Source organism: Citrobacter sp. CRE-46 (genome assembly GCF_059615875.1).
In genome coordinates this window covers 4,687,431-4,712,137 of the sequence record NZ_CM184341.1, presented here as the reverse complement: position 1 = coordinate 4,712,137, position 24,707 = coordinate 4,687,431, and the positions used below count along the sequence as shown (strand labels likewise).

26 protein-coding genes and 1 tRNA gene are annotated in these 24,707 nt (G+C 51.3%); 11 read left to right on the top strand and 16 right to left on the bottom strand.

All coding sequences use genetic code 11. The features are described from left to right. Positions 1–67: 67 nt before the first annotated feature. From AC534G_RS22870 to aspA, 6 genes are all read right to left on the bottom strand, one after another. Positions 68–143: transfer RNA gene (locus tag AC534G_RS22870), tRNA-Phe, on the bottom strand. Positions 144–454: 311 nt separating this feature from the next. Next, complete coding sequence (locus tag AC534G_RS22865; protein WP_006686267.1) at positions 455–1,030, bottom strand: transcriptional regulator; 576 nt, start codon at positions 1,028–1,030, stop codon at positions 455–457. Positions 1,031–1,066: 36 nt separating this feature from the next. Next, on the bottom strand, positions 1,067–2,776 hold the full coding sequence (locus AC534G_RS22860) for a protein-disulfide reductase DsbD (protein WP_129694864.1): 1,710 nt from the start codon (positions 2,774–2,776) through the stop codon (positions 1,067–1,069). After that, positions 2,752–3,099 (bottom strand): divalent cation tolerance protein CutA, encoded by a 348-nt coding sequence (gene cutA, locus AC534G_RS22855; RefSeq protein ID WP_003025447.1) that lies wholly within the window; start codon positions 3,097–3,099, stop codon positions 2,752–2,754. Before cutA ends, AC534G_RS22860 begins: the two co-directional genes overlap by 25 nt. Before the next feature lie 128 nt (positions 3,100–3,227). Next, positions 3,228–4,529, bottom strand: coding sequence for an anaerobic C4-dicarboxylate transporter DcuA (gene dcuA / locus AC534G_RS22850; protein WP_038636462.1), 1,302 nt, complete (start codon positions 4,527–4,529; stop codon positions 3,228–3,230). Between the two features lie 114 nt (positions 4,530–4,643). After that, complete coding sequence (gene aspA / locus AC534G_RS22845; protein ID WP_032940252.1) at positions 4,644–6,080, bottom strand: aspartate ammonia-lyase; 1,437 nt, start codon at positions 6,078–6,080, stop codon at positions 4,644–4,646. A 337-nt stretch (positions 6,081–6,417) separates the two neighbouring features. On the opposite strand from aspA, the gene AC534G_RS22840 reads away from it, so the two are divergent. Then, positions 6,418–6,894, top strand: coding sequence for an FxsA family protein (locus AC534G_RS22840; RefSeq protein ID WP_038636465.1), 477 nt, complete (start codon positions 6,418–6,420; stop codon positions 6,892–6,894). A 47-nt stretch (positions 6,895–6,941) separates the two neighbouring features. On the opposite strand, the gene yjeH is transcribed toward AC534G_RS22840, so the two are convergent. Next, the gene (gene yjeH / locus AC534G_RS22835) at positions 6,942–8,207 is read right to left on the bottom strand and encodes an L-methionine/branched-chain amino acid transporter (protein WP_110496182.1); all 1,266 of its coding nucleotides are present in this window, start codon (positions 8,205–8,207) and stop codon (positions 6,942–6,944) included. 274 nt (positions 8,208–8,481) lie between these two features. Here yjeH and AC534G_RS22830 point away from each other — a divergent pair, with 274 nt between their 5' ends. From AC534G_RS22830 to AC534G_RS22820, 3 genes are all read left to right on the top strand, one after another. After that, positions 8,482–8,775 carry a co-chaperone GroES gene (locus AC534G_RS22830; RefSeq protein WP_000027827.1) on the top strand — a complete coding sequence of 98 codons (294 nt, stop codon included), beginning with the start codon at positions 8,482–8,484 and terminating at the stop codon, positions 8,773–8,775. Between the two features lie 43 nt (positions 8,776–8,818). Next, the gene (gene groL / locus AC534G_RS22825) at positions 8,819–10,465 is read left to right on the top strand and encodes a chaperonin GroEL (protein WP_006686275.1); all 1,647 of its coding nucleotides are present in this window, start codon (positions 8,819–8,821) and stop codon (positions 10,463–10,465) included. A 251-nt stretch (positions 10,466–10,716) separates the two neighbouring features. Beyond that, complete coding sequence (locus tag AC534G_RS22820; protein WP_038636474.1) at positions 10,717–11,070, top strand: DUF4156 domain-containing protein; 354 nt, start codon at positions 10,717–10,719, stop codon at positions 11,068–11,070. A gap of 88 nt (positions 11,071–11,158) precedes the next feature. Here AC534G_RS22820 and yjeJ read toward each other — a convergent pair whose 3' ends face one another. Next, positions 11,159–12,022 (bottom strand): YjeJ family protein, encoded by an 864-nt coding sequence (gene yjeJ / locus AC534G_RS22815; RefSeq protein WP_110496181.1) that lies wholly within the window; start codon positions 12,020–12,022, stop codon positions 11,159–11,161. A gap of 184 nt (positions 12,023–12,206) precedes the next feature. Continuing rightward, the gene (gene epmB, locus AC534G_RS22810; protein WP_038636478.1) at positions 12,207–13,235 is read right to left on the bottom strand and encodes an EF-P beta-lysylation protein EpmB; all 1,029 of its coding nucleotides are present in this window, start codon (positions 13,233–13,235) and stop codon (positions 12,207–12,209) included. 41 nt (positions 13,236–13,276) lie between these two features. Here epmB and efp point away from each other — a divergent pair, with 41 nt between their 5' ends. The 3 genes from efp (at position 13,277) to ecnB (ending at position 14,289) form a co-directional block, all read left to right on the top strand. Next, positions 13,277–13,843 (top strand): elongation factor P, encoded by a 567-nt coding sequence (gene efp, locus AC534G_RS22805; RefSeq protein ID WP_006686282.1) that lies wholly within the window; start codon positions 13,277–13,279, stop codon positions 13,841–13,843. A 57-nt stretch (positions 13,844–13,900) separates the two neighbouring features. Continuing rightward, entirely contained in the window at positions 13,901–14,035 is a 135-nt protein-coding gene (ecnA, locus tag AC534G_RS22800) for a lipoprotein antitoxin entericidin A (protein ID WP_016151394.1), read from the top strand. Between the two features lie 107 nt (positions 14,036–14,142). Further along, positions 14,143–14,289 carry a lipoprotein toxin entericidin B gene (gene ecnB, locus AC534G_RS22795; protein WP_032940256.1) on the top strand — a complete coding sequence of 49 codons (147 nt, stop codon included), beginning with the start codon at positions 14,143–14,145 and terminating at the stop codon, positions 14,287–14,289. Positions 14,290–14,319: 30 nt separating this feature from the next. Here the strand turns inward: ecnB and AC534G_RS22790 are convergent, their stop codons facing one another. Next, positions 14,320–14,919 (bottom strand): helix-turn-helix transcriptional regulator, encoded by a 600-nt coding sequence (locus tag AC534G_RS22790; protein ID WP_110496180.1) that lies wholly within the window; start codon positions 14,917–14,919, stop codon positions 14,320–14,322. Positions 14,920–15,175: 256 nt separating this feature from the next. On the opposite strand from AC534G_RS22790, the gene sugE reads away from it, so the two are divergent. Further along, a complete protein-coding gene (sugE, locus tag AC534G_RS22785) occupies positions 15,176–15,493 on the top strand; it encodes a quaternary ammonium compound efflux SMR transporter SugE (RefSeq protein ID WP_038642963.1) in 318 nt (105 codons plus the stop codon). Here sugE and AC534G_RS22780 read toward each other — a convergent pair. Together AC534G_RS22780 and blaCMY are read right to left on the bottom strand one after the other, a co-directional pair. After that, the gene (locus tag AC534G_RS22780) at positions 15,490–16,023 is read right to left on the bottom strand and encodes a lipocalin family protein (RefSeq protein WP_038636486.1); all 534 of its coding nucleotides are present in this window, start codon (positions 16,021–16,023) and stop codon (positions 15,490–15,492) included. The genes sugE and AC534G_RS22780 overlap by 4 nt on opposite strands. A gap of 92 nt (positions 16,024–16,115) precedes the next feature. Further along, positions 16,116–17,261, bottom strand: coding sequence for a CMY-2 family class C beta-lactamase (blaCMY, locus tag AC534G_RS22775; RefSeq protein ID WP_110496179.1), 1,146 nt, complete (start codon positions 17,259–17,261; stop codon positions 16,116–16,118). A gap of 131 nt (positions 17,262–17,392) precedes the next feature. Between blaCMY and ampR the strand changes: the two genes are divergently transcribed. Then, a complete protein-coding gene (ampR, locus tag AC534G_RS22770) occupies positions 17,393–18,268 on the top strand; it encodes a LysR family transcriptional regulator AmpR (RefSeq protein WP_110496178.1) in 876 nt (291 codons plus the stop codon). Positions 18,269–18,309: 41 nt separating this feature from the next. Here ampR and frdD read toward each other — a convergent pair whose 3' ends face one another. Genes frdD through frdA form a run of 4 tightly spaced genes read right to left on the bottom strand, consistent with a single transcriptional unit; the run spans position 18,310 to position 21,600 of the window. Continuing rightward, the gene (frdD, locus tag AC534G_RS22765; protein WP_003025535.1) at positions 18,310–18,666 is read right to left on the bottom strand and encodes a fumarate reductase subunit FrdD; all 357 of its coding nucleotides are present in this window, start codon (positions 18,664–18,666) and stop codon (positions 18,310–18,312) included. A gap of 10 nt (positions 18,667–18,676) precedes the next feature. Continuing rightward, positions 18,677–19,072: a fumarate reductase subunit FrdC gene (gene frdC / locus AC534G_RS22760; protein ID WP_006686290.1), complete on the bottom strand. Its 396-nt coding sequence runs from the start codon at positions 19,070–19,072 to the stop codon at positions 18,677–18,679. Positions 19,073–19,082: 10 nt separating this feature from the next. Beyond that, the gene (gene frdB / locus AC534G_RS22755) at positions 19,083–19,817 is read right to left on the bottom strand and encodes a fumarate reductase iron-sulfur protein (RefSeq protein WP_006686291.1); all 735 of its coding nucleotides are present in this window, start codon (positions 19,815–19,817) and stop codon (positions 19,083–19,085) included. Continuing rightward, positions 19,810–21,600 (bottom strand): fumarate reductase (quinol) flavoprotein subunit, encoded by a 1,791-nt coding sequence (frdA, locus tag AC534G_RS22750; protein WP_038636496.1) that lies wholly within the window; start codon positions 21,598–21,600, stop codon positions 19,810–19,812. Before frdA ends, frdB begins: the two co-directional genes overlap by 8 nt. Positions 21,601–21,924: 324 nt before the next feature. On the opposite strand from frdA, the gene epmA reads away from it, so the two are divergent. Together epmA and yjeM are read left to right on the top strand one after the other, a co-directional pair. Beyond that, entirely contained in the window at positions 21,925–22,902 is a 978-nt protein-coding gene (gene epmA / locus AC534G_RS22745; RefSeq protein ID WP_003830517.1) for an elongation factor P--(R)-beta-lysine ligase, read from the top strand. A gap of 213 nt (positions 22,903–23,115) precedes the next feature. Then, on the top strand, positions 23,116–24,618 hold the full coding sequence (gene yjeM, locus AC534G_RS22740) for a glutamate/gamma-aminobutyrate family transporter YjeM (RefSeq protein ID WP_038636500.1): 1,503 nt from the start codon (positions 23,116–23,118) through the stop codon (positions 24,616–24,618). Positions 24,619–24,707 lie beyond the last annotated feature (89 nt).

Below are 24,707 nucleotides of genomic sequence, written 5' to 3'. Positions count from 1 at the left end.
ACGACCAGAAATCTACCGTAGCCAGAAAAGGAAAAAGCCCCGCTTTGCAGCGAGGCCTTATGAATATTGGTGCCCGGACTCGGAATCGAACCAAGGACACGGGGATTTTCAATCCCCTGCTCTACCGACTGAGCTATCCGGGCAACGGGGCGCATTAAACCGTATTCGCGCCTGCCAGTCAATCAAATTTCAGGAAAAGCGGTTCAACCGCTTAATATTACGGCAATCTGTGCATTTGTGCCTGAAGTTTGCACAAATCTTCCAGATCGCCACGATGCCGACAGGTCATGCTAAGCGCAAGAAGGGCAGTATGGCAAAAGAGTGTTTCACTGCATCTTAATCACACGCTGACCAGGGCGGTTAACCGATTAATTCGCACCACCGTGGCGATGGCACGTTTTCAACGACTGATGGCGTTATGCTTACTCACACCGGCCAGGACGGGCTTGTTCGCTTAGGTTAGCGCGCCGCCCATACGGCACTGGGCAAAGCGCAGAATATCTTCCGCCAGACGGTGTGCCGTTTCGACATCAGCATGGCTACGATTCACCAGCATGCGGCTCAGACATCCCTCCAGCACCAGCTCCATCTGTTTGGCGACCATAGCCGGGTCGTCAACTTCCAGCGTAGTCAGTAGCTCATGAGTGAAGTCATGCGCTGCTTTTTTTTGTTGGTCGGCTAACTGGTGGATTGGATGTCCAGGATCGGGATAAAACGTGCAGGCGGCAATGAACAGGCAGCCAGGATAGCGATTATTGCTCACGCATTCGGACAGCGCGCTGTAGCGTGCCAGTAATTTTTGTTCCGCGCTCAGGGTCTCATCCAGCAAAAGCTGACGCCGCCAGATATCCACCCGCTGGCTGAGGTAACGTAACGCATCATACAGGATGGCCTCTTTATCTGGCCAAAAGCGCTGTAGTTCATCAAGCGGATAATCGATACGTTCGGCCACCATTTCCAGCGTGGTATTGGCTATCCCTTGAACCTCAAGTAATTTCAGGGCTTCTCCCAGGACATCTTCACGTTGCACGGTATTCTCCTCCGTATTTCCTTTTGCAAGTGTCGCTCACGGTTGACGATCGCGCAAATGTGCGCTGAAGGTCGCTGCATCCATAAATCCCGTTACCCGAGCCTCCGGATGCTCTTTACCCTCGGCATCAAAAAACAGGATAGTTGGCAAACCTAAAACCTGTAGATGTTTCAGGAGAGCGACATCCTTGGCATTGTTTGCAGTTACATCCGCCTGTAAAAGCACCGTGTCGCCTAGTGCTTGCTGAACCTGCGGATCGCTGAAGGTGTACTTCTCAAACTCCTTACAAGCCACGCACCAGTCGGCATACAAATCCAACATGACGGGCCTGCCTTTGGCTTGCGCCAGCGCCTGATTTAACGCCTCTACCGAGGCCACCGGCGTAAAGTTAAGGTGTGTCTGGGTTTGAGCATGCGGCATGCCAAACGCCCAGTCCTGCAATGGACGTACACTGACAAGCGCTGCGGCTAACAGGACAATCTGCACGATACGCATCCAGGCGTGCTTTGCCTGCAGGCTGGTAATGAATGCCCAGCTAAAGAACGCGACGCCCAACAGTGACCACAGGCGCACGCCCCATTCGTCGCCAATGATGCGTTCAAGCAAGAAGACGGGAAGCGCCAGGATGACGAAGCCGAAAGCGGTTTTAACATGTTCCATCCATGGACCGCTTTTAGGCAGCAGGCGGTTGCCAAAGACGGTAATCAACATCAGCGGCAAGCCCATCCCCAGCGCGTACAGATACAGCGTACCGCCTCCCAGCCACATATTTCCGCTCTGAGCGATATACAGCAAAATCGCGCTTAGCGGCGCGGTTGTGCAAGGAGAACAGATGAGACCCGCAATCGCCCCCATCGCAAAAACGCTACCGGGAGAGCCGCCTTGCTGGCGGTTACTCAGCAACGTGAGGCGCGTTTGCAATGAGGAAGGGAGTTGCAGCGTGAACAGGCCGAACATAGACAGAGCCAGCAGCGTAAAGATGATGGCAAGACCGATCAGAACATAAGGATGCTGTAATGCCGCCTGAAACTGTAATCCGGCGGCGGCAACAACCAGACCCAGCGCAGTATAGGTGAGCGCCATTCCCTGGACGTAGATAAACGTCAGCAGCAGCGCCCTACCGGTTGATAACCGTTGCTTGCCGCCCAGCACGATGCCGGAAATCAGCGGATACATCGGCAGTACGCAGGGCGTGAAAGCGATGCCAATGCCGATTAGCAATGCCCACAGCGCGGAAAAGGGGAGCTGGGCTGCGGGCTGTGGTTTCTCTTCCGGGGCCTCAGTGACAGGTGCGGTAGCCGGAGCCCCCCCGACAGCGGCTGACACTTCACTTAAGGGGACAGTTTTAGTTTCCGGCGGATAGCAAAAACCGGCGTCGGCACAGCCCTGGTACGTGACCGTTAATGTTGCGCCAGTTGCGGCCTGATTAACTGTGACCGGAATATTCAACTGTTTACGGTAAATCTCACTTTTGCCGTAAAACTCATCTTCATGCCAGACGCCAGGCGGCAGTTTTACCTCGGCAATATCGGCCTGAGATGGTGTAATGCTTATCTGTTTGCGATAGAGATAGTAGCCATCTTTGACCTGCCATGAGAGGTTCAGATCGTGTTGGTTTTGCTGAAAATCAAAAACAAACGCCCGATCGGCAGGAACAAACTGCGAGCGGCCGGGCGCGTCAAATAATCCGGCAAAGGTAGATGTGCTGCATAGCAGCAGGATCAGCGTAAGGATGCGTTGAGCCATGAGCGGTAATCAAAGTCTCCGTGAGTGACGGGTAAAACCAGAAGTTCAGGTGTTTGATACGGGTGATGTGACTTCAGGCAATCGAGAAGGGCTTGCTGGTGCGTGACAGTGGTTTTTAAAATCATCTGGACTTCATATTCCTGCTCCAGTTTACCTTCCCAATAATAGAGGGAGGTTGCACCGGGCAGAAGTGTCACGCAGGCTGCCAGCTTTTCCGCCAGCACTTTTGCAGCCAGATCCTGGGCGGTTGCTTCATCCGGAGCAGTACAGAGCACCACAACGGTATCGGGGATGGAAATATCCTGACTCTTTACATCAAGCATAAACACCTCGAAAGAACAGAGTAACCAGCTAAAGAGTGGTCACTATACAACGGACGAGGGAAGGATGTTAGCTAAAGCGGGGTGAGGAGGAGGAACTGCAGGGCGCACGGGCACCCTGCAGAAAAAACTTACAGCATGAAGCTACCCAGCAAGAAGCCGAAGCAGACAGCCAGAACTACACCCAGAGTACCCGGGATGAAGAACGGATGGTTAAAGACGAATTTACCGATGCGGGTTGTACCAGTGTCATCCATCTGAACTGCCGCAACCAGCGTTGGGTAGGTTGGCAGAATGAACAGGCCGGAAACAGCTGCGAAAGAGGCAACAGCGGTCAGCGGGGAAACGTTCAGCGCCAGAGCCATCGGCATCAGTGCTTTAGCGGTTGCTGCCTGAGAGTACAGCAATGCAGAAGCAAAGAAGAAGATGACGGCCAGCAGCCACGGATGACCCTGAATTACGCTACCTGCAGTATCTTTGATCCAGTCAATGTTGTGAGATACGAAGGTATCACCCAACCACGCAACGCCCAGGATACAAATACAGGCGCTCATACCGGCTTTGAAGGTGCTGGAGTTCAGAATGGAGTCAGTTTCAACGCGGCAGATGATGGTAGTCAGCGTCGCGATGCTCAGCATGATGATCAGGATAGCGTTGGTGGTATTCATCAGCGGTTTAGCGACCAGACCGAGGCTTGGGCTGTTAACGATCGCATAGACAACAACGCAAATTACGCCCAGCAGGAACAGCCAAACGGAAGTTTTTGCGCCTGCTTTGATTTCAACTTGTCTTTCACCGCGCAGTTCAACCAAACCTTCTTCCAGACGTTTACGATAAATCGGATCGTCAGACAGTTTAGAGTTGAACAGCATAGTCACCAGGAAGGACATCACCAGAACGGCCAGCAGGGTGGACGGAATAACCACGGACAGCAGGTGAATATAGCTGATGCCATGACCTTCCATTACGGAAGACATGTAAACCACGGCTGCAGAGATTGGTGATGCTGTGATCGCAATCTGAGCAGAAACCACCGCAGTTGAGAGCGGACGGCAAGGTTTGATCCCTTGTTCCTTCGCAACTTCAGCGATAACCGGCAGAGTGGCCAGAGAGATGTTACCCGTACCCGCAAAGATGGTCAGGAAATAGGTCACGATGGGTGCCAGGATCGTGATGTATTTCGGGTTCTTACGCAGCAGTTTTTCAGTTTGATGAACCAGATAGTCCAGACCACCTGCAATCTGCATAGCTGAGATGGCAGCGATAACCGCCATGATAATGGAAATGACATCGAACGGGATATTACCGGGTTTTACGCCGATAGCGGCGAGAACCAGGACACCCAGCCCACCTGCAAATCCAATACCGATCCCCCCAAGTCTGGCACCTAAAAAGATTGCCAGCAAAACGATGATAAGTTCTAAAACTATCATATTAGCCTTCCTTGTTGTTTAACAAGTTGATATTAAATTGTTGTTTTTAAGTAACTTCGTGCAAGAAAAAAGGCACGTCATCTGACGTGCCTTCTCTGGTACTACCCTACACGATTACTGCTCGCTTTCATCAGTATAACGTTTTGCTTTATAAGCCGGGTGCATCAGGTTCTGTACTGAGAAGATATCGTCCAGTTCGGCTTCGGTCAACAGGCCGCGCTCGAGGACAACTTCACGTACGCTCTTACCGGTTTCGGCACAAATTTTACCAACGATGTCGCCGTTGTGGTGGCCGATGAACGGGTTGAGGTAAGTAACGATACCGATAGAGTTGTATACGAATGCTTCGCACACTTCTTTGTTAGCAGTAATGCCGCTAACGCATTTTTCCAACAGGTTGTAGCAAGCGTTGCTCAGAATGTGAATGGATTCGAACATTGCCTGGCCGATTACTGGCTCCATAACGTTCAGCTGCAGCTGACCTGCTTCAGACGCCATGGTGACAGTGATGTCGTTACCGATGACTTTAAAGCACACCTGGTTTACGACTTCCGGAACAACCGGGTTCACTTTAGCTGGCATGATGGAAGAGCCAGCCTGCAGTTCCGGCAGGTTGATCTCGTTCAGGCCGGCACGTGGACCAGAGGAGAGCAAACGCAGGTCGTTACAGATTTTGGACATCTTCACAGCCAGACGTTTCAGTGCGCCATGCACCATAACGTATGCGCCGCAGTCAGAAGTTGCTTCAATCAGGTCTTCTGCAGGAACACAGGCAAAACCGGTAACTTCAGCCAGTTTTTTCACTGCCAGCGGAGAGTATTCTTTCGGTGTGTTCAGACCCGTACCGATTGCCGTTGCGCCGAGGTTAACTTCCAGCAGCAGCTCTGCAGTACGCCCAATGTTTTTCACTTCTTCTTTCAGCAGGATGCTGAAAGCACGGAATTCCTGACCGAGGGTCATCGGCACAGCATCCTGCAGCTGGGTACGACCCATTTTCAGGATGTCCTGGAATTCATCGGCTTTTTTCTCGAAGCCTTCACGCAGCTGGTTCAGGGCATCAATCAGTTTGATGATGGATGCGTATACCGCGATACGGAAACCGGTTGGGTATGCGTCGTTGGTAGACTGACATTTGTTAACGTGGTCGTTCGGGTTCAGGTACTGATATTCACCTTTCTGGTGACCCATCAGTTCCAGACCGATATTGGCCAGCACTTCGTTGGTGTTCATGTTGACGGAGGTACCCGCACCACCCTGGTAAACGTCTACCGGGAACTGATCCATGCATTTTCCGTTATTCAGGACTTCATCACACGCCGCGATGATGGCATTTGCCACACTTTTAGGAATGGTTTGCAGCTCTTTGTTGGCCATCGCCGCTGCCTTTTTCACCATTACCATGCCGCGAACAAATTCAGGAATGTCGCTGATTTTGTTATTGCTAATGTAGAAGTTTTCAATCGCTCTCAGAGTGTGAACACCATAGTAAGCGTCCGCTGGAACTTCCCTGGTACCCAACAAGTCTTCTTCGATACGAATGTTGTTTAACATGTGAACCTTCTTTTTCAAGCTGCCAATGATTTGACTAAACACACAGGATATATGTGATTTCGATTGTTTCTCGACCGACGATTATCCCCTGCATCGGTCTGATACTCGAGATCATATGCTGGTTCAGGATTTCTACCGTAATCTGGATCACTTAAAGCGTGGAATTTACCCCTTATTTATTATTCTGTGAAATAGATCACCCCTTTAGGATTAACACTAAATATTAGTGTACAAGCGACTTGAAATTTTGCTAACCACCTCAATATCTGACTGATGCGAGTCACATAATTTTTGAACAGACGTTGTACAAAACGCCTGTTATTAACAGGAGTCCCCTTTGCGCTGGATACCATTACTTGCCATTTTTCTCTATGTTTACATAGAGATATCTATTTTTATTCAGGTTGCCCATGTGTTGGGCGTTCTGATGACCCTGATTTTGGTTATTTTTACGTCGGTTATCGGGATGTCTCTGGTTCGTAATCAGGGATTTAAGAACTTTTTACTGATGCAACAAAAAATGGCGGCAGGTGAAAGCCCGGCTGCAGAAATGATCAAGAGCGTTTCGCTGATTATTGCCGGTCTGCTATTAGTGCTGCCGGGTTTTTTCACCGATTTCCTTGGTCTTCTTCTTTTATTACCCCCGGTGCAGAAGCATCTGACGATGAAACTGCTGCCACATTTGCGTTTTTCTCGTATGCCCGGCGGTGGTTTTAGCGCCGGAACGGGTGGGGGCGAGACCTTTGACGGTGAGTTCCAGCGCAAAGACGAGCATCATGACAGTATCGAACATAAAGACGATCGTCGGGATTAAGCATCAGTATGTAGGCCGGATAAGCGTTAGCGCCATCCGGCACGTGTTCATATGCCGGATGATGGCGTCAGCGTCGACTTATCCGGCCTGCCGGGTAAAAATAACCACAGCGCAGCCAGCATAATCAGTGCATACAGGCTCTTCCAACCCACCATCGCCAGCAATAGCAGACATAGCAAACCGCCAACGATCGCTAATGCGCGATAGTGTCCTTTCAGTAATCGACAACCTGCCAGCATGCACAGCAGATAAATTATAATAAAGATGCCGTTAGCGTAGACGATTAACGCATCGAGATTGATTTGCAGCATATAGATGCACAAGGTACTGACCACGCAGCAACCTAGCACGGCGTTCAGCGCATTGCGCGGAAGGTGACGAGGGGAAAGACGCGCCAGATAACTCCCCGGCTTGTATTGTGCTTGCGACCAGACCAGCCGGGCGAAACTTTGAATATAAATGTTGAGACTGGCAAAGCAGGCCAGATAACCAATAATGCAGGCGACCCACAGTGCCTGTACGCCAAACAGCTGTACAACAATTTCTGGCAGTGATGCCGCCGCCGCCATTTTCTCGCCATAAGCGCCAAAATGGAGGACGACGACGGTGCATGCCCAGTAGACAGAACCTGCCAGCAGTAGACCGATCATTAGCGCGCGCGGGAAGTCTCGCTCCGGATTTTTAAATTCAGAGGCCAGGTGGGCAAATGCTTCAAGACCGACAAAGCACCAGAACATCACTGACAGGGCAGCGAACAGTCCGGGAAGCTCAATTTCGCTAATTGCAGGGAAGGGGATTTCACTGGGTTTTAGATCGCCCGCCCACCAGATGGCGACAATCAGGGCCACGATCAGCCCGGCAATGACCGTTTGTAGGTTAGCGCTGGAGCTGGCGCCGCGGGAGCCTATGTACCAGACCAACGCCAGTGTACCGAGTTCTGCCAGCAGAAGCTGCTCGTCATGCCAGCCAAACATCGCCTGGCCGAATCCTGCGGCAATATGTAATGCCGCAGGCAAGCCAACCGGGATTACCGACAAAAACAGCCATCCGGTGACGCGCTCCAGGCGCGAGCCAAAGGCCATACCGACAAAATGCGCCACGCCGCCCGCGCTGGGGAAATGGCGGCCGAGCACGGCAAAGACAATCGCCACGGGAAAGACTAAAACAATCAGCACCGGCCAGGCCCAAAGACTGTTGTTGCCAGCGACCAGCGCAGCCAACGCGGGGACGGCAAAAACGCCTGTACCTAATAATGATGTCGACAACAGGCCAACGCCCTGAGCCAGTCCCAGCTCTTGTTTCAGTCCGCTCATAAGTTGTTATCCGGTTATGCCCATTGACTGGGCTACAGCGCAGATTTTGATGGTATCACAATCGGATTTACTTATGACGACGTGACTGAAATCGTTATGAAATGTGAGGCGTGTCGGTGTTTTGACGGGATTTTCTGCTGATAAAAAATTTTTTTCGCTTGCCCCCTTGAAGGCACAAAAGCCCATCCCCATCTCTCTGGTCACTAGCCGGGAAACCGTTTACGGGCCGGCGTCACCCATAACTGATAAAGACTTTCTCAAAGGAGAGCTATCAATGAGTATTCGTCCGTTACATGATCGTGTGATCGTCAAACGTAAAGAAGTTGAATCCAAATCTGCTGGCGGCATCGTACTGACCGGTTCTGCAGCAGGTAAATCAACTCGTGGCGAAATCATCGCTGTCGGTAAGGGTCGCATCCTGGACAACGGTACCGTACAGCCGCTGGACGTGAAAGTCGGCGATATCGTTATTTTCAACGATGGCTACGGTGTTAAATCTGAGAAGATCGACAATGAAGAAGTGTTGATCATGTCTGAAAGTGACATCCTGGCAATTGTTGAAGCCTAATCCGCGAACGACACTGAACATACGAATTTAAGGGAAAGAGAAAATGGCAGCTAAAGACGTAAAATTCGGTAACGACGCTCGTGTGAAAATGCTGCGCGGCGTAAACGTACTGGCAGATGCAGTGAAAGTTACCCTCGGTCCAAAAGGCCGTAACGTAGTTCTGGATAAATCTTTCGGTGCACCGACCATCACTAAAGATGGTGTTTCCGTAGCACGTGAAATCGAACTGGAAGACAAGTTCGAAAACATGGGTGCGCAGATGGTGAAAGAAGTTGCCTCTAAAGCGAATGACGCTGCAGGCGACGGTACCACCACCGCAACCGTACTGGCTCAGTCCATCATTACTGAAGGTCTGAAAGCTGTTGCTGCGGGTATGAACCCGATGGATCTGAAACGTGGTATCGACAAAGCTGTCGCTGCTGCCGTTGAAGAACTGAAAGCGCTGTCCGTACCGTGCTCTGACTCTAAAGCAATCGCTCAGGTTGGTACCATCTCCGCTAACTCCGACGAAACCGTAGGTAAACTGATCGCAGAAGCGATGGACAAAGTCGGTAAAGAAGGCGTGATCACCGTTGAAGACGGTACCGGTCTGCAGGACGAACTGGACGTGGTTGAAGGTATGCAGTTCGACCGTGGCTACCTGTCTCCTTACTTCATCAACAAGCCGGAAACTGGCGCTGTTGAACTGGAAAGCCCGTTCATCCTGCTGGCTGATAAGAAAATTTCCAACATCCGCGAAATGCTGCCGGTTCTGGAAGCTGTCGCGAAAGCAGGCAAACCGCTGCTGATCATCGCAGAAGATGTTGAAGGCGAAGCGCTGGCAACTCTGGTTGTTAACACCATGCGCGGTATCGTGAAAGTGGCTGCTGTTAAAGCACCTGGCTTCGGCGATCGTCGTAAAGCGATGCTGCAGGATATCGCTACCCTGACCGGTGGTACCGTTATCTCTGAAGAGATCGGTATGGAACTGGAAAAAGCCACTCTGGAAGATCTGGGTCAGGCAAAACGCGTTGTTATCAATAAAGACACCACCACCATCATTGATGGCGTGGGCGATGAAGCGGCAATCCAGGGTCGTGTGACTCAGATTCGTCAGCAGATCGAAGAAGCTACTTCAGACTACGACCGTGAAAAACTGCAGGAGCGCGTAGCGAAACTGGCAGGCGGCGTTGCGGTAATCAAAGTTGGTGCTGCGACTGAAGTTGAAATGAAAGAGAAGAAAGCCCGCGTTGAAGATGCCCTGCACGCAACCCGTGCTGCGGTAGAAGAAGGCGTGGTTGCTGGTGGTGGTGTTGCGCTGATTCGCGTAGCGTCCAAAATTGCCGGCCTGAAAGGTCAGAACGAAGACCAGAACGTCGGTATCAAAGTTGCGCTGCGCGCAATGGAAGCTCCGCTGCGTCAAATCGTTCTGAACTGCGGCGAAGAACCGTCTGTAGTGGCTAACACCGTGAAAGCGGGTGACGGTAACTACGGTTACAACGCTGCAACTGAAGAATACGGCAACATGATCGACATGGGTATCCTGGATCCAACCAAAGTAACGCGTTCTGCTCTGCAGTATGCAGCTTCTGTTGCGGGTCTGATGATCACCACCGAGTGCATGGTTACCGATCTGCCGAAAGGCGATGCGCCTGACTTAGGTGCTGCTGGTGGTATGGGCGGCATGGGTGGAATGGGCGGCATGATGTAATTTAATCTTCATACTTCAAGCCGCAGGTTCGTTGGCTGCGTTCGTTCACCCCAGTCACTTACTTATGTAAGCTCCTGGGGTTCATGAACTTGCCGCCTGCCTGCAACTTGAATTATTTGATTAAATACGCCTCTCGCGAAAAATGAGAAACCCCCGGGCAGAAATGTCTGGGGGTTTTTCTTTTGGTCATCTTTTTAGTATATGATTCAGCTACGGACATAACGTCCAACTAATTGATTATGGGGAATGACATGCACGTGAAATATTTAGCAGGGATCGTTGGTGCCGCGCTACTGATGGCGGGTTGTAGCTCCAGCAACGAACTGAGTTCAGCCGGACAAAACGTACGCTTTGTCGAAGACAAGCCAGGCGCAGAGTGCCAGCTGATTGGCACTGCAACCGGTACGCAGAGCAACTGGCTTTCTGGTCAGCATGGCGAAGAGGGTGGGTCTATGCGTGGCGCAGCGAACGATCTGCGTAACCAGGCCGCAGCAATGGGGGGTAACGTAATTTATGGCGTCAGCAGCCCATCACAGGGAATGCTGTCCAGTTTTGTTCCTACCGCCAGTGAGATGAATGGTCAGGTTTATAAGTGCCCAAACTGATAAAAGCTGTTGATGCCGGATGGCGACGCTAAAGCGTCTTATCCGGCCTACGGTATAAATGATCGTAGGCCTGATAAGCGCAGCGCCATCAGGCATTCTGAGCTTTATGCGCAGACTGAACGCGTAAATGATGTAGCGCGCGCAAACACTGATCCTGATTGAGCTTTTGGGTTTTATCTGCCGTCAACGTTTTGACAAACACCTGGCACGGGACACCGGCAAGTTTTTTCAGTCGTGGGCTGAAGTCCAGAAGGCGTCGGGTAATGGCCTCAGCTTCTTTACTGCCGGAAAGGGCGCGAGTTTTCACTACTGAGCCACAGAATTGAGCTTTACCCTTTTCATCCTTATAGCGGTAGATAATCGCCAGGTAATGGTTAAACAGGTTATGTTTCCATTCTGGTTGTGTATATGAATCATATTCAAGATTATCGTTTTGCTGGCAGTCAACATCGTACAGCGGCAGGAAATCCAGCAGCGATGTCATTCTTAGCGCTAATTCCTGCATGCCAGCATTTTTTATTGCATGAATGATTGCATAGGCTAATACCTGGATCTGCAGTTCATTAATCAGTAATTCGTGGATTTGTCCGTTATGCAGTGTCAGAGAAAATGCTAAGCTTTCTCCTTTATCATCCACTAACACCAGAGAATTGATGCGACGGTTTATATCCGCATTTTTTAACTCATCTTCCTGAATTAAAGGGATATTCTCGTGCATCTTTTTACTGGCTTTGTCGCGTTCTTTTTCATATCGCAAACGCGCTTCTTCGCTAAGCTGGTGCTTCGCATGGAGTCTGCTCTCCAGAGCGATAAGCAGATCTCTTAGCCCCAACGGTGAGAGAAAAAACAGCGACTCTTTATTTCTTGGTTCTTTGATCTTGAGTGCCAGAGCAATAAATTCATTCTTCTGACGAATAACACCGGTATTAATACCCTTAATACTAATAGCCATCTAGGGTTCTCCCTAACCATATATTTATTGGGAATTTATATTTGTATTAATTTATAAATTTTGCAAATGAGTTGTTGCACAGTACCAGTTAAAATAGCACATATTAAAAGTGCGACTCCACCTGCACGGATATTAAATACTCGGGATTGGTAGTGAGTGTCCATAATCGGACACTCAATAAGCATTATTGCTGGCGTAATTGCAGATCCAACGGCGTTTTACTGGGTTCTCCGCCAATTTCTCGCGCCAGTTTAGGGACCATATAACCGGAAACCAGCGTCAGCAGTTCACGCACAATCTGACGTGCTTCGTCGTCGCTGACCATAAAGTGGGCGGCACCCTGCACTTTATCCAGTACGTGCAGGTAATAGGGCATAACACCCGCATCAAACAGTGCGTTACTTAGGTCGGCCAGGGTTTGGGCGTTATCGTTAACACCCCGTAGCAATACGCTTTGATTGAGTAGCGTGACGCCTGCTTTGCGCAGTCTGAGCATCGCCTGGCGAAACGTCTCATCAACTTCATTGGCATGGTTAATATGATTGACCAGCAGAATTTGCAATGAAGAGTGAGCAAAACGCTCGGTCAGCCCTTCGGTAATGCGCGCAGGGATCACAATCGGTAAACGGCTGTGAATGCGCAGACGCTTAATGTGTGGAATGGTTTCCAGTTGCGTGAGCAGCCAGTCCAGTTCGTGATCCTTGGCCATCAACGGATCGCCGCCGGAGAAGATTACCTCATCTAACTCAGGATGAGCAGTAATGTAGTCCAGAGCGACCTGCCAGTTGCGCTTGTTGCCCTGATTTTCGGCGTACGGGAAGTGTCGGCGGAAGCAATAACGACAATTTACCGCGCAGCCGCCTTTGACCAGCAGCAGCGCCCGGTTGCGATATTTATGCAGCAGGCCGGGAACCACACTGTGCTGTTCCTCCAGTGGATCGGTCGAGTAGCCTGGCGCCGCAACAAACTCTTCCTCGGCGGTAAGTACCTGACGCAGAAGCGGATCGTTCGGATTGCCTTTCTCCATGCGCGCAATAAACGCGCGTGGTACGCGCAGGGCGAAAAGTCGTCTCGCGTCGCGTCCGGCCAACAGTTTTTCATCTGCGTCTATATTCAAAAGATGCAGAAGTTCATCGGGATCGGTCACAACATCGGCAAGTTGCGATAACCAATCTTCTCTGGATGGGGTATTTAGGGTTACAATATGCGCCATTTTGTGGCTTAGCTACCAGTTAACAATTTTCAGAGGGCCTTATGGCAACGTACTATAGCAACGATTTTCGTGCTGGTCTTAAAATCATGTTGGACGGCGAACCGTATGCGGTTGAAGCCAGCGAATTCGTTAAACCAGGTAAAGGCCAGGCGTTTGCGCGCGTTAAGCTGCGTCGCCTGCTGACCGGTACTCGCGTAGAGAAAACCTTCAAGTCTACCGACTCTGCCGAAGGCGCAGATGTAGCCGACATGAACCTGACCTTCTTGTATAGCGACGGTGAATTCTGGCACTTCATGAACAACACCACTTTCGAACAGCTGGCTGCAGACGAGAAAGCGGTAGGCGATAACGCTAAATGGCTGCTGGACCAGGCTGAATGCATCGTGACCCTGTGGAACGGTCAGCCGATCTCCGTGACTCCGCCGAACTTCGTTGAGCTGGAAGTTATTGAAACCGACCCAGGTCTGAAAGGCGATACCGCTGGTACTGGCGGCAAACCGGCTACTCTGTCTACCGGCGCAGTCGTTAAAGTTCCGCTGTTCGTACAGATCGGCGAAGTGATCAAAGTGGATACTCGCTCAGGCGAATACGTTTCCCGCGTAAAATAAAACACTTATTTGATCTTGTGGCGCAGGTTGCTGCGCCATACTTTTTCCAGGGCAGGAATGATGAAACGTCTTCTCAGTCTTGTAATGCTAATCCTTTTCACCAGCACCCTACTGGCGGGCTGTAATACCGCGCGCGGCTTCGGTGAAGACATCAAACACCTCGGCAATTCAATCTCTCACGCCGCCAGTTAAACTTCTCACATAATCTGAAAAACGATTGTTTATCCATCACACTTCCGGATCTTGTCTATTATTAAGTAGCTATACACAAACAATATTGGCTAGAAAAGGAAGACGTTATGATTAAGAAGACAATTGCTGCGATCTTTTCTGTGTTGGTACTTTCTTCCGTATTAACTGCGTGTAATACCACGCGAGGCGTAGGGGAGGATATTTCTGACGGTGGTAACGCTATTTCTGGTGCAGCGACAAAAGCTCAGCAATAACGCTCAACGGTACGACGCCGGGTCGTACCGTTAACTTTCCTTATGCGGGAGCGAGAGAAACGGTGAGAAGCGGTTCCCCAGATGAAGCTTCATACGAATATTTCGTTTATAGGTATACACCGTTTTGCCATGAATGCTGAGCGTGGCGGCTATCGCATTGTTGCTCACACCATCCATCCACATTGACAATACTTTCTCCTCCTGCGGCGTCAGCAGTGGCGTCGGGTTTTCGGCTAATGCTAATGTGGGGCGATCTTGTAGCGCTTCCTGAATCGTGTGTGTGAGTGCGTTTAGCGAGGTGTGTTTGGTTAATACCGAATGGGCGATGGCTTGAGAAGTCGGGACGGATGTGTGCTGTCTGTCCGCTGATTGCAGTAAAATCAACGGGATGACGCCACAGCTCATGAAAAAGGGCTTAACTGGCGGAGTGGAATGCGCCTCGCTAATAAAACTGTATAAATCCGCAATGACCAGATGCGGTTTCCACTGCAAAATATGCTCTTTTGCCAACAGAAGATTATTAATTCCTGATACCAGAAATGAGGAGCTGAACCTGCCAGAATGATTAAGCAAGGCCTCAATCCCTGTGCGGGTAAAGTGGCATCGGTCAATCACTAAAATTTTAAGCATAAACTTTTCGCATTCAGAAGAGGGGCAATCGACTTTCTGATTTCAGAAAGCCCTTCATCATAGAGAACTCCGATGAGTGCCAAATGCGGGAACTACGCCGCTAATTATGCTTAATTCTTGCTTTTAACAGACGGTGAATAAAAAGGTTGAAATTCATTTTCTGTCGGGCAAAAATGCCATTTCACACACCAGCTTTGCAGGACGACCTGCAAACGCTTCTTTCACCGGGGACGGCCCCATTGTTCTGGAGCCTGATATGTCCTGGATCATTTTATTAATTGCCGGTTTGCTCGAAGTTGTTTGGGCGATTGGCCTGAAATACACCCACGGCTTCACTCGTCTGACGCCAAGCATTATCACCATTGTCGCGATGATCGTCAGTATCGCCATGCTCTCCTGGGCGATGCGCACCTTGCCAGTTGGGACCGCCTATGCCGTCTGGACCGGTATTGGCGCCGTCGGGGCGGCCATTACCGGGATTCTGCTGTTGGGTGAATCTGCCAGCCCGGCGCGTTTGCTGAGTCTGGGGCTGATTGTGGCTGGCATTATTGGTCTGAAGCTGAGCACTCACTAAGCACCAGGCTGTTTCACCCAAATCAGTTTATTGACGTCAAACCCTTCCCGGGTCGCGATAGCCAACATTTGCTGCTTCATTTCATCTGAAATGGTGGGTGTCCGTGAAAGGATCCACAGGTAATCGCGATCCGGACCACACACCAGCGCGTGGCGATATTCCCGGTCGAGCGCAATCACGTTATACCCACCATAGAAGGGGCCGAAGAATGACACCTTGAGCGCCGCCCGATTTGGGTCGCCGGTGAAATAGGCTTTACCCTCCGTTTTTTGCCACATCCCTCTGTCCGGGTTATAGCCCTTATTGATCACGTTGATACCGCCGTCGTCGCGCAAGCTATACGTTGCGGTCACTTTTTCCAGTCCACGTTCGAAGCGATGGTCTAAACGTGCAATTTCATACCAGGTACCAAGATAGCGTTTGGCGTCAAAGTTATTCACAACGGTAACGCCTTTTGGCGGTGTAGGGGAACTGCAGGCGACAACCAGAAATGCAGCGGTAACTGCAGCAACGACGGGCAGAATGCGCATAAGATTTTCCTTACTGTTTTTTGTTAAGTGTAGATGACAGCAGGAAAAGAAGAGGAAGAAACGAGGTCCGCTATAGCGGACCTCATCGTCAGTTACTGCAATTTTTCAAGAATGCGCCAGGCGGCCTCGACGCGAGCAGGGTTTGGGTAGCTTTTGTTTGCCAGCATCACGATGCCGAGATTTTTTTCCGGAACGAACGCAACGTAGCTGCCAAATCCGCCAGTGGAGCCGGTTTTGTGCACCCATGAGGCTTTCACTGCAGGGGCGGGCGGATTGACCTCAACGGCGGGAAGCGCCGCTAACGCGACTTTACTGTCGCTACCGTTGATTATCGAGTCGGCATTCACCGGCCAGTTCAGCATCTCCCAACCTAACCCCTGGTACATATCGCCAATATGCCAGTAACGAGCCTGCGCAATTTCAATTCCCTGTCGGAGCGTTTTCTCCTGCATCTGGCTGGCGTCCATGTTGGCCTGAACCCAACGAGTCATATCGACAAGGCTGGATTTCACCCCGTAGGCTTCGGCATCAAGCTGGCCCGGAGATACGTGCACGGGCTTCCCTTCGCGATAACCCCAGGCATAATCCTTTTGTTCGCTCTGTGGAACCGTAATCCAGGTATGCGCCAGTTTTAATGGTTGCAGGACGCGTTTGGTCATCGCCTCTTCATAGCCCATTCCTGAAGGTTTCACCGCCAGTGCGCCAAACAGACCAATACTGGAGTTAGCATACAGGCGTTTAGCGCCCGGGGCCCATTGCGGCTGCCAGTTTTGATAAAAGCGCAGTAATGCCGCTTTATCTGTAACGTCGTCAGGTACCTGAAGCGGCAGACCACCCGCCGTATAGGTGGCCAGGTTCAGCAGGCTGATACCCTGCCATTGTTTGCCAGTTAATTCGGGCCAGTATTGGGTGACCGGATCGCTGAGCTTAATTTCACCACGGGCGATAGCATCGCCGCCCAGCACACCGTTAAACGTCTTACTTACCGATCCAAGCTCAAACAGCGTTTGCCGGGTGACGGGGCGGTCATTGGCGATATCGGCTTTCCCCCAGGTAAAGTAATAGGGTTTTCCCTGGTAGATAATTGCCACGGCCATACCCGGAATAGCCTGTTCTTGCATCAGCGGTGTGATGGTACGGTTTACGATATCGGCAATCTGTTGTTCTGTTTTTGCGGCGGCAAACGTGGAGAAAGAGGCTGTCAGCAGCAACGCGCAGCATAACGATTTTTTCATCATGAAATCAGTTCCGTAATAAAAAGCGAAAGGGTGTCCGGGCCCGTCAGACGCAATCAGTTTGTTTGATTTGCAGTGTGTTGACAAACGGTTAAATTTAGCAGCAGATATAAGTTTTTCTAACAGGCCGGATGATGACGCGTAGCTATATTCCTCTTAACTCACTGCGAGCTTTTGAAGCCGCGGGCAGACACCTTAGCTTTACCCGCGCTGCGATTGAGCTCAACGTGACGCATTCTGCCATCAGCCAGCATGTCAAAGCGCTGGAACAGCAGCTAAATTGTCAGCTGTTTGTGCGCGGCTCCCGTGGGTTAATGCTGACGACAGAAGGGGAAAGTCTGTTACCTGTACTTAATGATTCTTTCGATCGTATGGCGGAGATGCTGGATCGTTTTGCTACTAAAAAAACCCAGGAAAAACTTAAAATCGGAGTGGTGGGGACCTTTGCGGTCGGTTGTCTTTTTCCTCTGCTCAGCGACTTTAAGCGTAGTTATCCGCATATTGATTTGCATATTTCCACCCACAATAACCGCGTGGATCCCGCCGCCGAGGGACTGGACTATACCATTCGCTACGGAGGAGGTGCCTGGCACGATACCGATGCACAATATTTGTGTAGCGCGCTGATGTCCCCGCTTTGCTCGCCAGAATTAGCCGCACAGATCAAGGTACCTGCAGACCTCCTGAAATTCCCGTTATTACGCTCTTATCGGCGAGATGAGTGGACGCTTTGGATGCAGGCCGCCGGAGAAGCGCCTCCGTCACCGACGCACAACGTGGTGGTGTTTGATTCGTCCGTCACAATGCTGGAGGCCGCGCAGGCGGGGATCGGGGTGGCGATTGCCCCGGTAAGAATGTTCACTCATCTGCTTGGTAGTGAACGTATCGTTCAACCGTTTCTAACGCAGATTGATCTGGGGAGCTATTGGATAACGCGTTTGCAATCCCGACCGGAGACATCTGCAATGCGTGAGTTTTCCCGTTGGTTGGCTGGGGCTCTGCACAAATAAAAAGGCCCGCCAATGGCGGGCCTGATAGTTAACGCATGCAATTAGATGGTCAGGATACCAATGGCCGTTACAACGGTCAGGATAGCTGCCAGTCCGTAGAATACCCATTTGCCAGCAGGCACGTGGATTTTCAGGTCATGCATCGCGTGATGCATACGGTGTAAACCGCACCACAGCGGCAGGACGATCATCAGGAACAGGAATGCGCGACCGATAAAGCTCTGAGCGAATGCCAGGACGCGTTCATAGCTGAAGGCATCAGGAACAAAGCCCAGCGGCAGCATAATGCCTACCAGCAGAATCATCACCGGCGCAATGATTGCGCTCCACATACCGCCTGCACCAAACAGGCCCCAGAATACGGGTTCGTCAGAGCGTTTTGGATTTGGATTAATCATTCCGGACTCCTTACCAGAACAGGGCAACAAACAGTATTACTACTGTCGCAACCACAGTAACCGCCCAAAGCCCTTTGATGATTGGCTCTGGCCCCATTTTTTCGTCTTTTACGATGATGTTGGCCGCTTTCGGCGCCAGCTCAAACCAGGTCTTGGTATGCAGCAGCGCGGCTGCCAGGGCGATGATGTTAAGGATCACCACCACCGGGTTCTGCAGGAACCCGACAAAGCCAGCCCAGGATTCCACACCGTGCTTAAGCGCAAACAGGCCGAAGATCAGTTCAATACTGAACCAGACAGCCGGAACGGCTGTGCCTTCACGCAGCATGTAAAAGCGATAAAACGGCAGTTTCTTCCACCAGGTGGACGTCATTGGCCGCACATAGGCGTTGCGTTTAGTCGTCATGTTGCACTCCTTAGCGTGGTTTCAGGGTTGCGATAAGAAAGTCTTTTGAACTTTCAACTTTACCCTGCTGAATGGCCGCAGCCGGATCGACGTGTTTCGGGCAGACTTCGGAGCAGTAGCCCACGAAAGTACAACTCCAGACGCCGTTCGGGCTATTCAATTGAGCCATACGCTCTTTCTTACCGTGGTCGCGGCTATCTTCGTTGTAACGATGCGCCAGCGTAATCGCAGCCGGTCCAATGAACTCAGGGTTCAGGCCGAACTGCGGGCACGCGGCGTAACACAGACCACAGTTGATGCAACCGGAGAACTGATGATACTTCGCCATCTGCGCCGGAGTCTGGGTGTTTGGACCCTGATCCGGTGTACGCGGGTTACCGATGATGTACGGTTTGATCGCTTCAAGGCTTTCGATAAAGTGCGTCATATCGACGACCAGATCGCGCTCAATCGGGAAGTTGCCCAGCGCTTCAACCTTCATACCGTTGGTGTAATCACGCAGGAAGGTTTTGCACGCCAGCTTCGGCACGTTGTTGACCATCATGCCGCAGGAGCCGCAGATTGCCATACGGCAGGACCAGCGATAGCTCAGGTCCGGCGCCAGGTTATCCTTGATGTAGCCCAACGCATCGAGCAGAGACGTGGTTTCATCGTAAGGAACTTCGTAGAAAGCACTGTGCGGCGCGGTATCGGTTTCCGGGTTATAGCGCACCACCTCAACTTTCAGGTTTTTCATCTCAGCCATTCGCCTTCTCCTTCTTATCGGCTGCTTCCGCTTCGCCACCGTAAACACGTTTAGCCGGTGGCAGAGTGGTGATTTTCACGTCGCTGTATTCCAGGCGAGTCGTGCCGTCAGCATCGCGGAAGGCGAGGGTGTGTTTGAGGAAGTTCACGTCGTCACGCTCGGTGCAGCCTTCATCCAGACGCTGATGCGCGCCGCGGGATTCTTTACGCGCCAGAGCGGAGTGCGCCATACATTCAGCAACGTTCAGACCGTGACCCAGTTCGATGGTGTACAGCAGGTCGGTGTTGAAGACGCTGGAGGTATCAGTGATACGCACGCGCTTGAAGCGCTCCTGCAGCTCAGCCAGCTTATCAACGGTTTTCTGCATGAGTTCCGGCGTACGGTAGATACCGCAACCTTCTTCCATGGAGATCCCCATTTCGTCACGGATCTTAGACCAGTTTTCGTTACCTTCCTGGTTAACCAGATCTTTCAGACGTTTTTCAATACCGGCAACCTGTGCATCAAGCGCGGCACTGTTTGCAGCGCCAGCCGTTGCAGCACGTTCCGCAGCCTGTTCGCCGGCCATACGACCGAAGACCACCAGTTCCGCCAGGGAGTTAGAGCCCAGACGGTTAGCGCCATGCAGACCAACAGAGGAACATTCGCCGACAGCGAACAGACCTTTAATGCGGGTTTCACAGTGCTGATCGGTTTCGATACCGCCCATGGTGTAGTGCGCGGTCGGACGTACCGGGATCGGTTCTTTAACCGGATCGACACCCACGTAGGCTTTCGCCAGTTCGCAGATGAACGGTAAACGTTCGAGCAGTTTTTTCTCGCCGAGGTGACGCAGGTCGAGGTGAACCACATCGCCACGCGGAGTGGAAATGGTGTTGCCTTTGCGCCATTCGTGCCAGAAAGCCTGAGAAACTTTGTCGCGCGGACCGAGTTCCATATATTTGTTTTTCGGCTCGCCCAGTGGGGTTTCCGGACCCATGCCGTAGTCTTGCAGATAACGGTAGCCATTTTTGTTGACCAGAATACCGCCTTCACCACGGCAGCCTTCAGTCATCAGGATACCGGAGCCTGGCAGACCCGTCGGGTGATACTGAACGAATTCCATATCACGCAGCGGAACGCCGTGGCTCAGCGCCATGCCCATACCGTCGCCGGTTACGATGCCGCCGTTGGTGTTGTAACGGTAAACGCGACCTGCGCCGCCCGTTGCCATTACCACTGCGTTAGCACGGATCTGCACCAGCGTGCCTTCCATCATGTTCATCGCGACGACGCCGCGAGCATGACCATCGTCAACCAGGATATCGAGAACGAAGTGTTCGTCAAAGCGCTGAATCTGTGGGAACTGCAAAGACGTTTGGAACAGCGTATGCAGCATGTGGAAGCCGGTTTTATCCGCGGCAAACCAGGTACGCTCGATTTTCATGCCGCCGAAGCGACGTACGTTGACGCTACCGTCTTCACGACGGCTCCATGGGCAGCCCCATTGTTCGAGTTGCGTCATTTCAGTTGGGCAGTGGTGGACAAAGTAATCCACGACATCCTGCTCACATAGCCAGTCTCCGCCTGCTACCGTATCGTGAAAATGGTAGTCAAAGCTGTCATGATCCTGCGCGACAGCAGCAGAGCCGCCTTCGGCAGCAACGGTATGGCTGCGCATTGGGTACACTTTTGAGATCAGTGCGATTTTAGCGTTGGGATTTGCTTGTGCGGCAGCAATTGCAGCACGTAATCCCGCGCCACCGGCGCCTATAATGGCAAGATCGGCTTGAAAGGTTTGCACGACATTCCTCCAGATTGTTGTTATTTCATCCCCGCCTGAACTCAGATGCTTCATCGGCTTCAAACAGGTTATGAACGCGTTTCCACTGCTCCTTTATAGGTACAATAGTATAGTCTTAGGGATGTGCGGGAAATTTGACGTGTTCGATTTTTTTAGCGTGTCAAAGGGGGGAATTATCATTGAATTTGATTAATTTAATTACTAAACCACCCAATGTCGCTTTTTTTACCCGATTGCCAGTGCTGATTACTACCGCGGGAAATTTGTCTCGTTAGCGCGATACGAGTAGACTTCGTGCCCTTGTCTTAAATCGGAGAAACAACCATGAGCGAAACGGCAACCTGGCAGCCGAGCGCGTCCATCCCCAATCTGTTAAAACGTGCAGCAATTATAGCGGAGATTCGCCGCTTTTTTGCCGATCGTGGCGTGCTTGAGGTTGAGACCCCTTGTATGAGTCAGGCAACGGTAACGGACATCCATCTGTTCCCGTTCGAAACACGTTTCGTCGGCCCTGGACATTCCCAGGGAATGAATCTCTATTTAATGACCAGTCCGGAATATCACATGAAGCGCCTGCTGGTGGCAGGATGTGGCCCGGTATATCAACTGTGCCGCAGCTTTCGCAATGAAGAGATGGGACGTCATCATAACCCTGAGTTCACCATGCTCGAGTGGTATCGTCCCCACTACGATATGTATCGCCTGATGAATGAAGTGGATGATTTGCTCCAGCAAGTGCTGGACTGCTCTCCGGCGGAAAGCCTTTCTTATCAGCAGGCCTTTCAGCGCCATCTGGAGATAGATCCACTATCAGCAGACAAAACCCAACTGCGGGAAGTAGCGGCTAAGCTGGATCTCAGCAATATCGCCGATACTGAAGAAGATCGGGATACGTTGCTGCAACTGCTGTTCACGATGGGCGTTGAGCCGCATATCGGCAAAGACAAACCGACGTTTGTGTATCATTTCCCCGCCAGCCAGGCATCATTGGCGCAAATCAGTACCGAAGATCACCGCGTGGCTGAGCGTTTCGAGGTGTATTACAAAGGTATTGAGCTGGCGAATGGTTTCCATGAGTTGACCGACGCGCGCGAGCAGCAGCAACGGTTTGAACAGGATAACCGCAAACGTGCCGCGCGTGGCCTGCCACAGCAACCTATCGATACCAACCTGCTTGAAGCGTTAAAAGTGGGCATGCCGGATTGCTCTGGCGTGGCGCTCGGCGTTGACCGTCTGGTGATGCTGGCTCTGGGCGCGGAAAGCCTGGCTGAGGTTATCGCATTTACCGTCGATCGCGCGTAATTTACGCTCTCTCCATACAAAGTGGCGGATAAACAGCCACTTTGTAGCATATTTTTTCATTTACCCTCTAATAGCCACAATTTACATCTGGATGTTTGATATCTTTCAGGTATCAATTCTGTGTTAATTTTTTATCGCTGAACTCCGCAATGAGAGCAGTGCCAATCGGTGAGCGGCGTTTGTGAAACGCTTGCCAGAGTAAGGGATGGTTTAATGACCCAAACAATAAAAAAGATGAGCCTGATTGGTCTCATCCTTATGATATTTACGTCTGTTTTTGGTTTTGCTAACAGCCCCTCCGCGTTCTATTTAATGGGGTACAGCGCGATTCCATGGTATATATTTTCCGCATTATTATTTTTTATTCCATTTGCTTTAATGATGGCGGAAATGGGTTCCGCCTATCGGAAAGAAGAGGGGGGAATCTATTCGTGGATGAATAATAGCGTTGGGCCACGTTATGCGTTTATCGGCACGTTTATGTGGTTTTCTTCCTATGTGATATGGATGGTCAGCACGGCGGCAAAGGTCTGGGTACCTTTTTCGACCTTCTTATTTGGCGCAGACATGACGCAGCACTGGCGTTTTGCCGGGCTTGAGCCTACGCAGGTTGTCGGGCTGCTCGCCGTCGGCTGGATGATTCTGGTGACCTGCGTGGCCTCACGGGGGATTAATAAGATTGCCCGTATTACGGCTGTAGGTGGAATTGCCGTAATGTGTCTTAATTTAGTTTTGTTGTTAGTGAGTGTCGCTATTTTGTTATTAACGGGTGGCCACTTTGCGCAGGATATTAATTTTATCTCCTCGCCTAATCCGGGATATCAGTCCGGTCTGGCAATGTTGTCATTTGTTGTGTTTGCTATTTTTGCTTACGGCGGAATTGAGGCCGTGGGCGGACTGGTAGATAAAACAGAAAAGCCAGAAAAGAACTTCGCGAAAGGGATTGTCTTTGCCGCTATTGTCATTTCTGTCGGTTATTCACTGGCGATATTTTTATGGGGCGTTAGCACCAACTGGCAACAGGTATTAAGTGATGGCTCGGTCAACCTCGGCAACATTACTTATATCCTGATGAAAAGCCTCGGGATGACGTTGGGTAATGCGCTGCACCTTTCCCCGGAAAGCGCGATGGCGTTGGGCGTATGGTTCGCGCGTATCACCGGCCTTTCTATGTTCCTCGCCTATACTGGCGCCTTTTTCACGCTCAGCTACTCGCCGCTGAAAGCGATTATTCAGGGAACGCCGAAGGCATTGTGGCCCGCGCCGATGACCAGGCTGAATGCGGTGGGGATGCCGACGACGGCAATGTGGTTGCAGTGTTTACTGGTGAGCTTGTTTATCCTGCTGGTTTCGTTTGGCGGCGACACGGCCTCAGCGTTTTATAACAAACTGACCCTGATGGCGAACGTCTCAATGACGCTGCCGTATCTGTTCCTTGCGCTGGCTTTCCCATTCTTTAAAGCGCGTACGGATCTGGAAAGGCCGTTTGTGATTTTTAAAACGCGGGCGGCGACGTTACTGACAACCGGCGTGGTGGTATTGGTGGTGACGTTTGCCAACGTGTTCACCATCATCCAGCCGGTGATTGAAGCCGGGGACTGGAACAGCGCATTGTGGATGACCGGCGGCCCGATCTTCTTCTCGCTGCTGGCGATGGCGATTTATCAGAACTATAGCCGTCGCATGGCCAACGAACCTGAGTGGGCGGTGGAGTAACCGTCCTGGCGTATCCGGCCTACAAAGAAGCATTTTCGTAGGCCGGATAAGACCCAACGGGTCGCCATCCGGCATGTCTTGCCTGAATC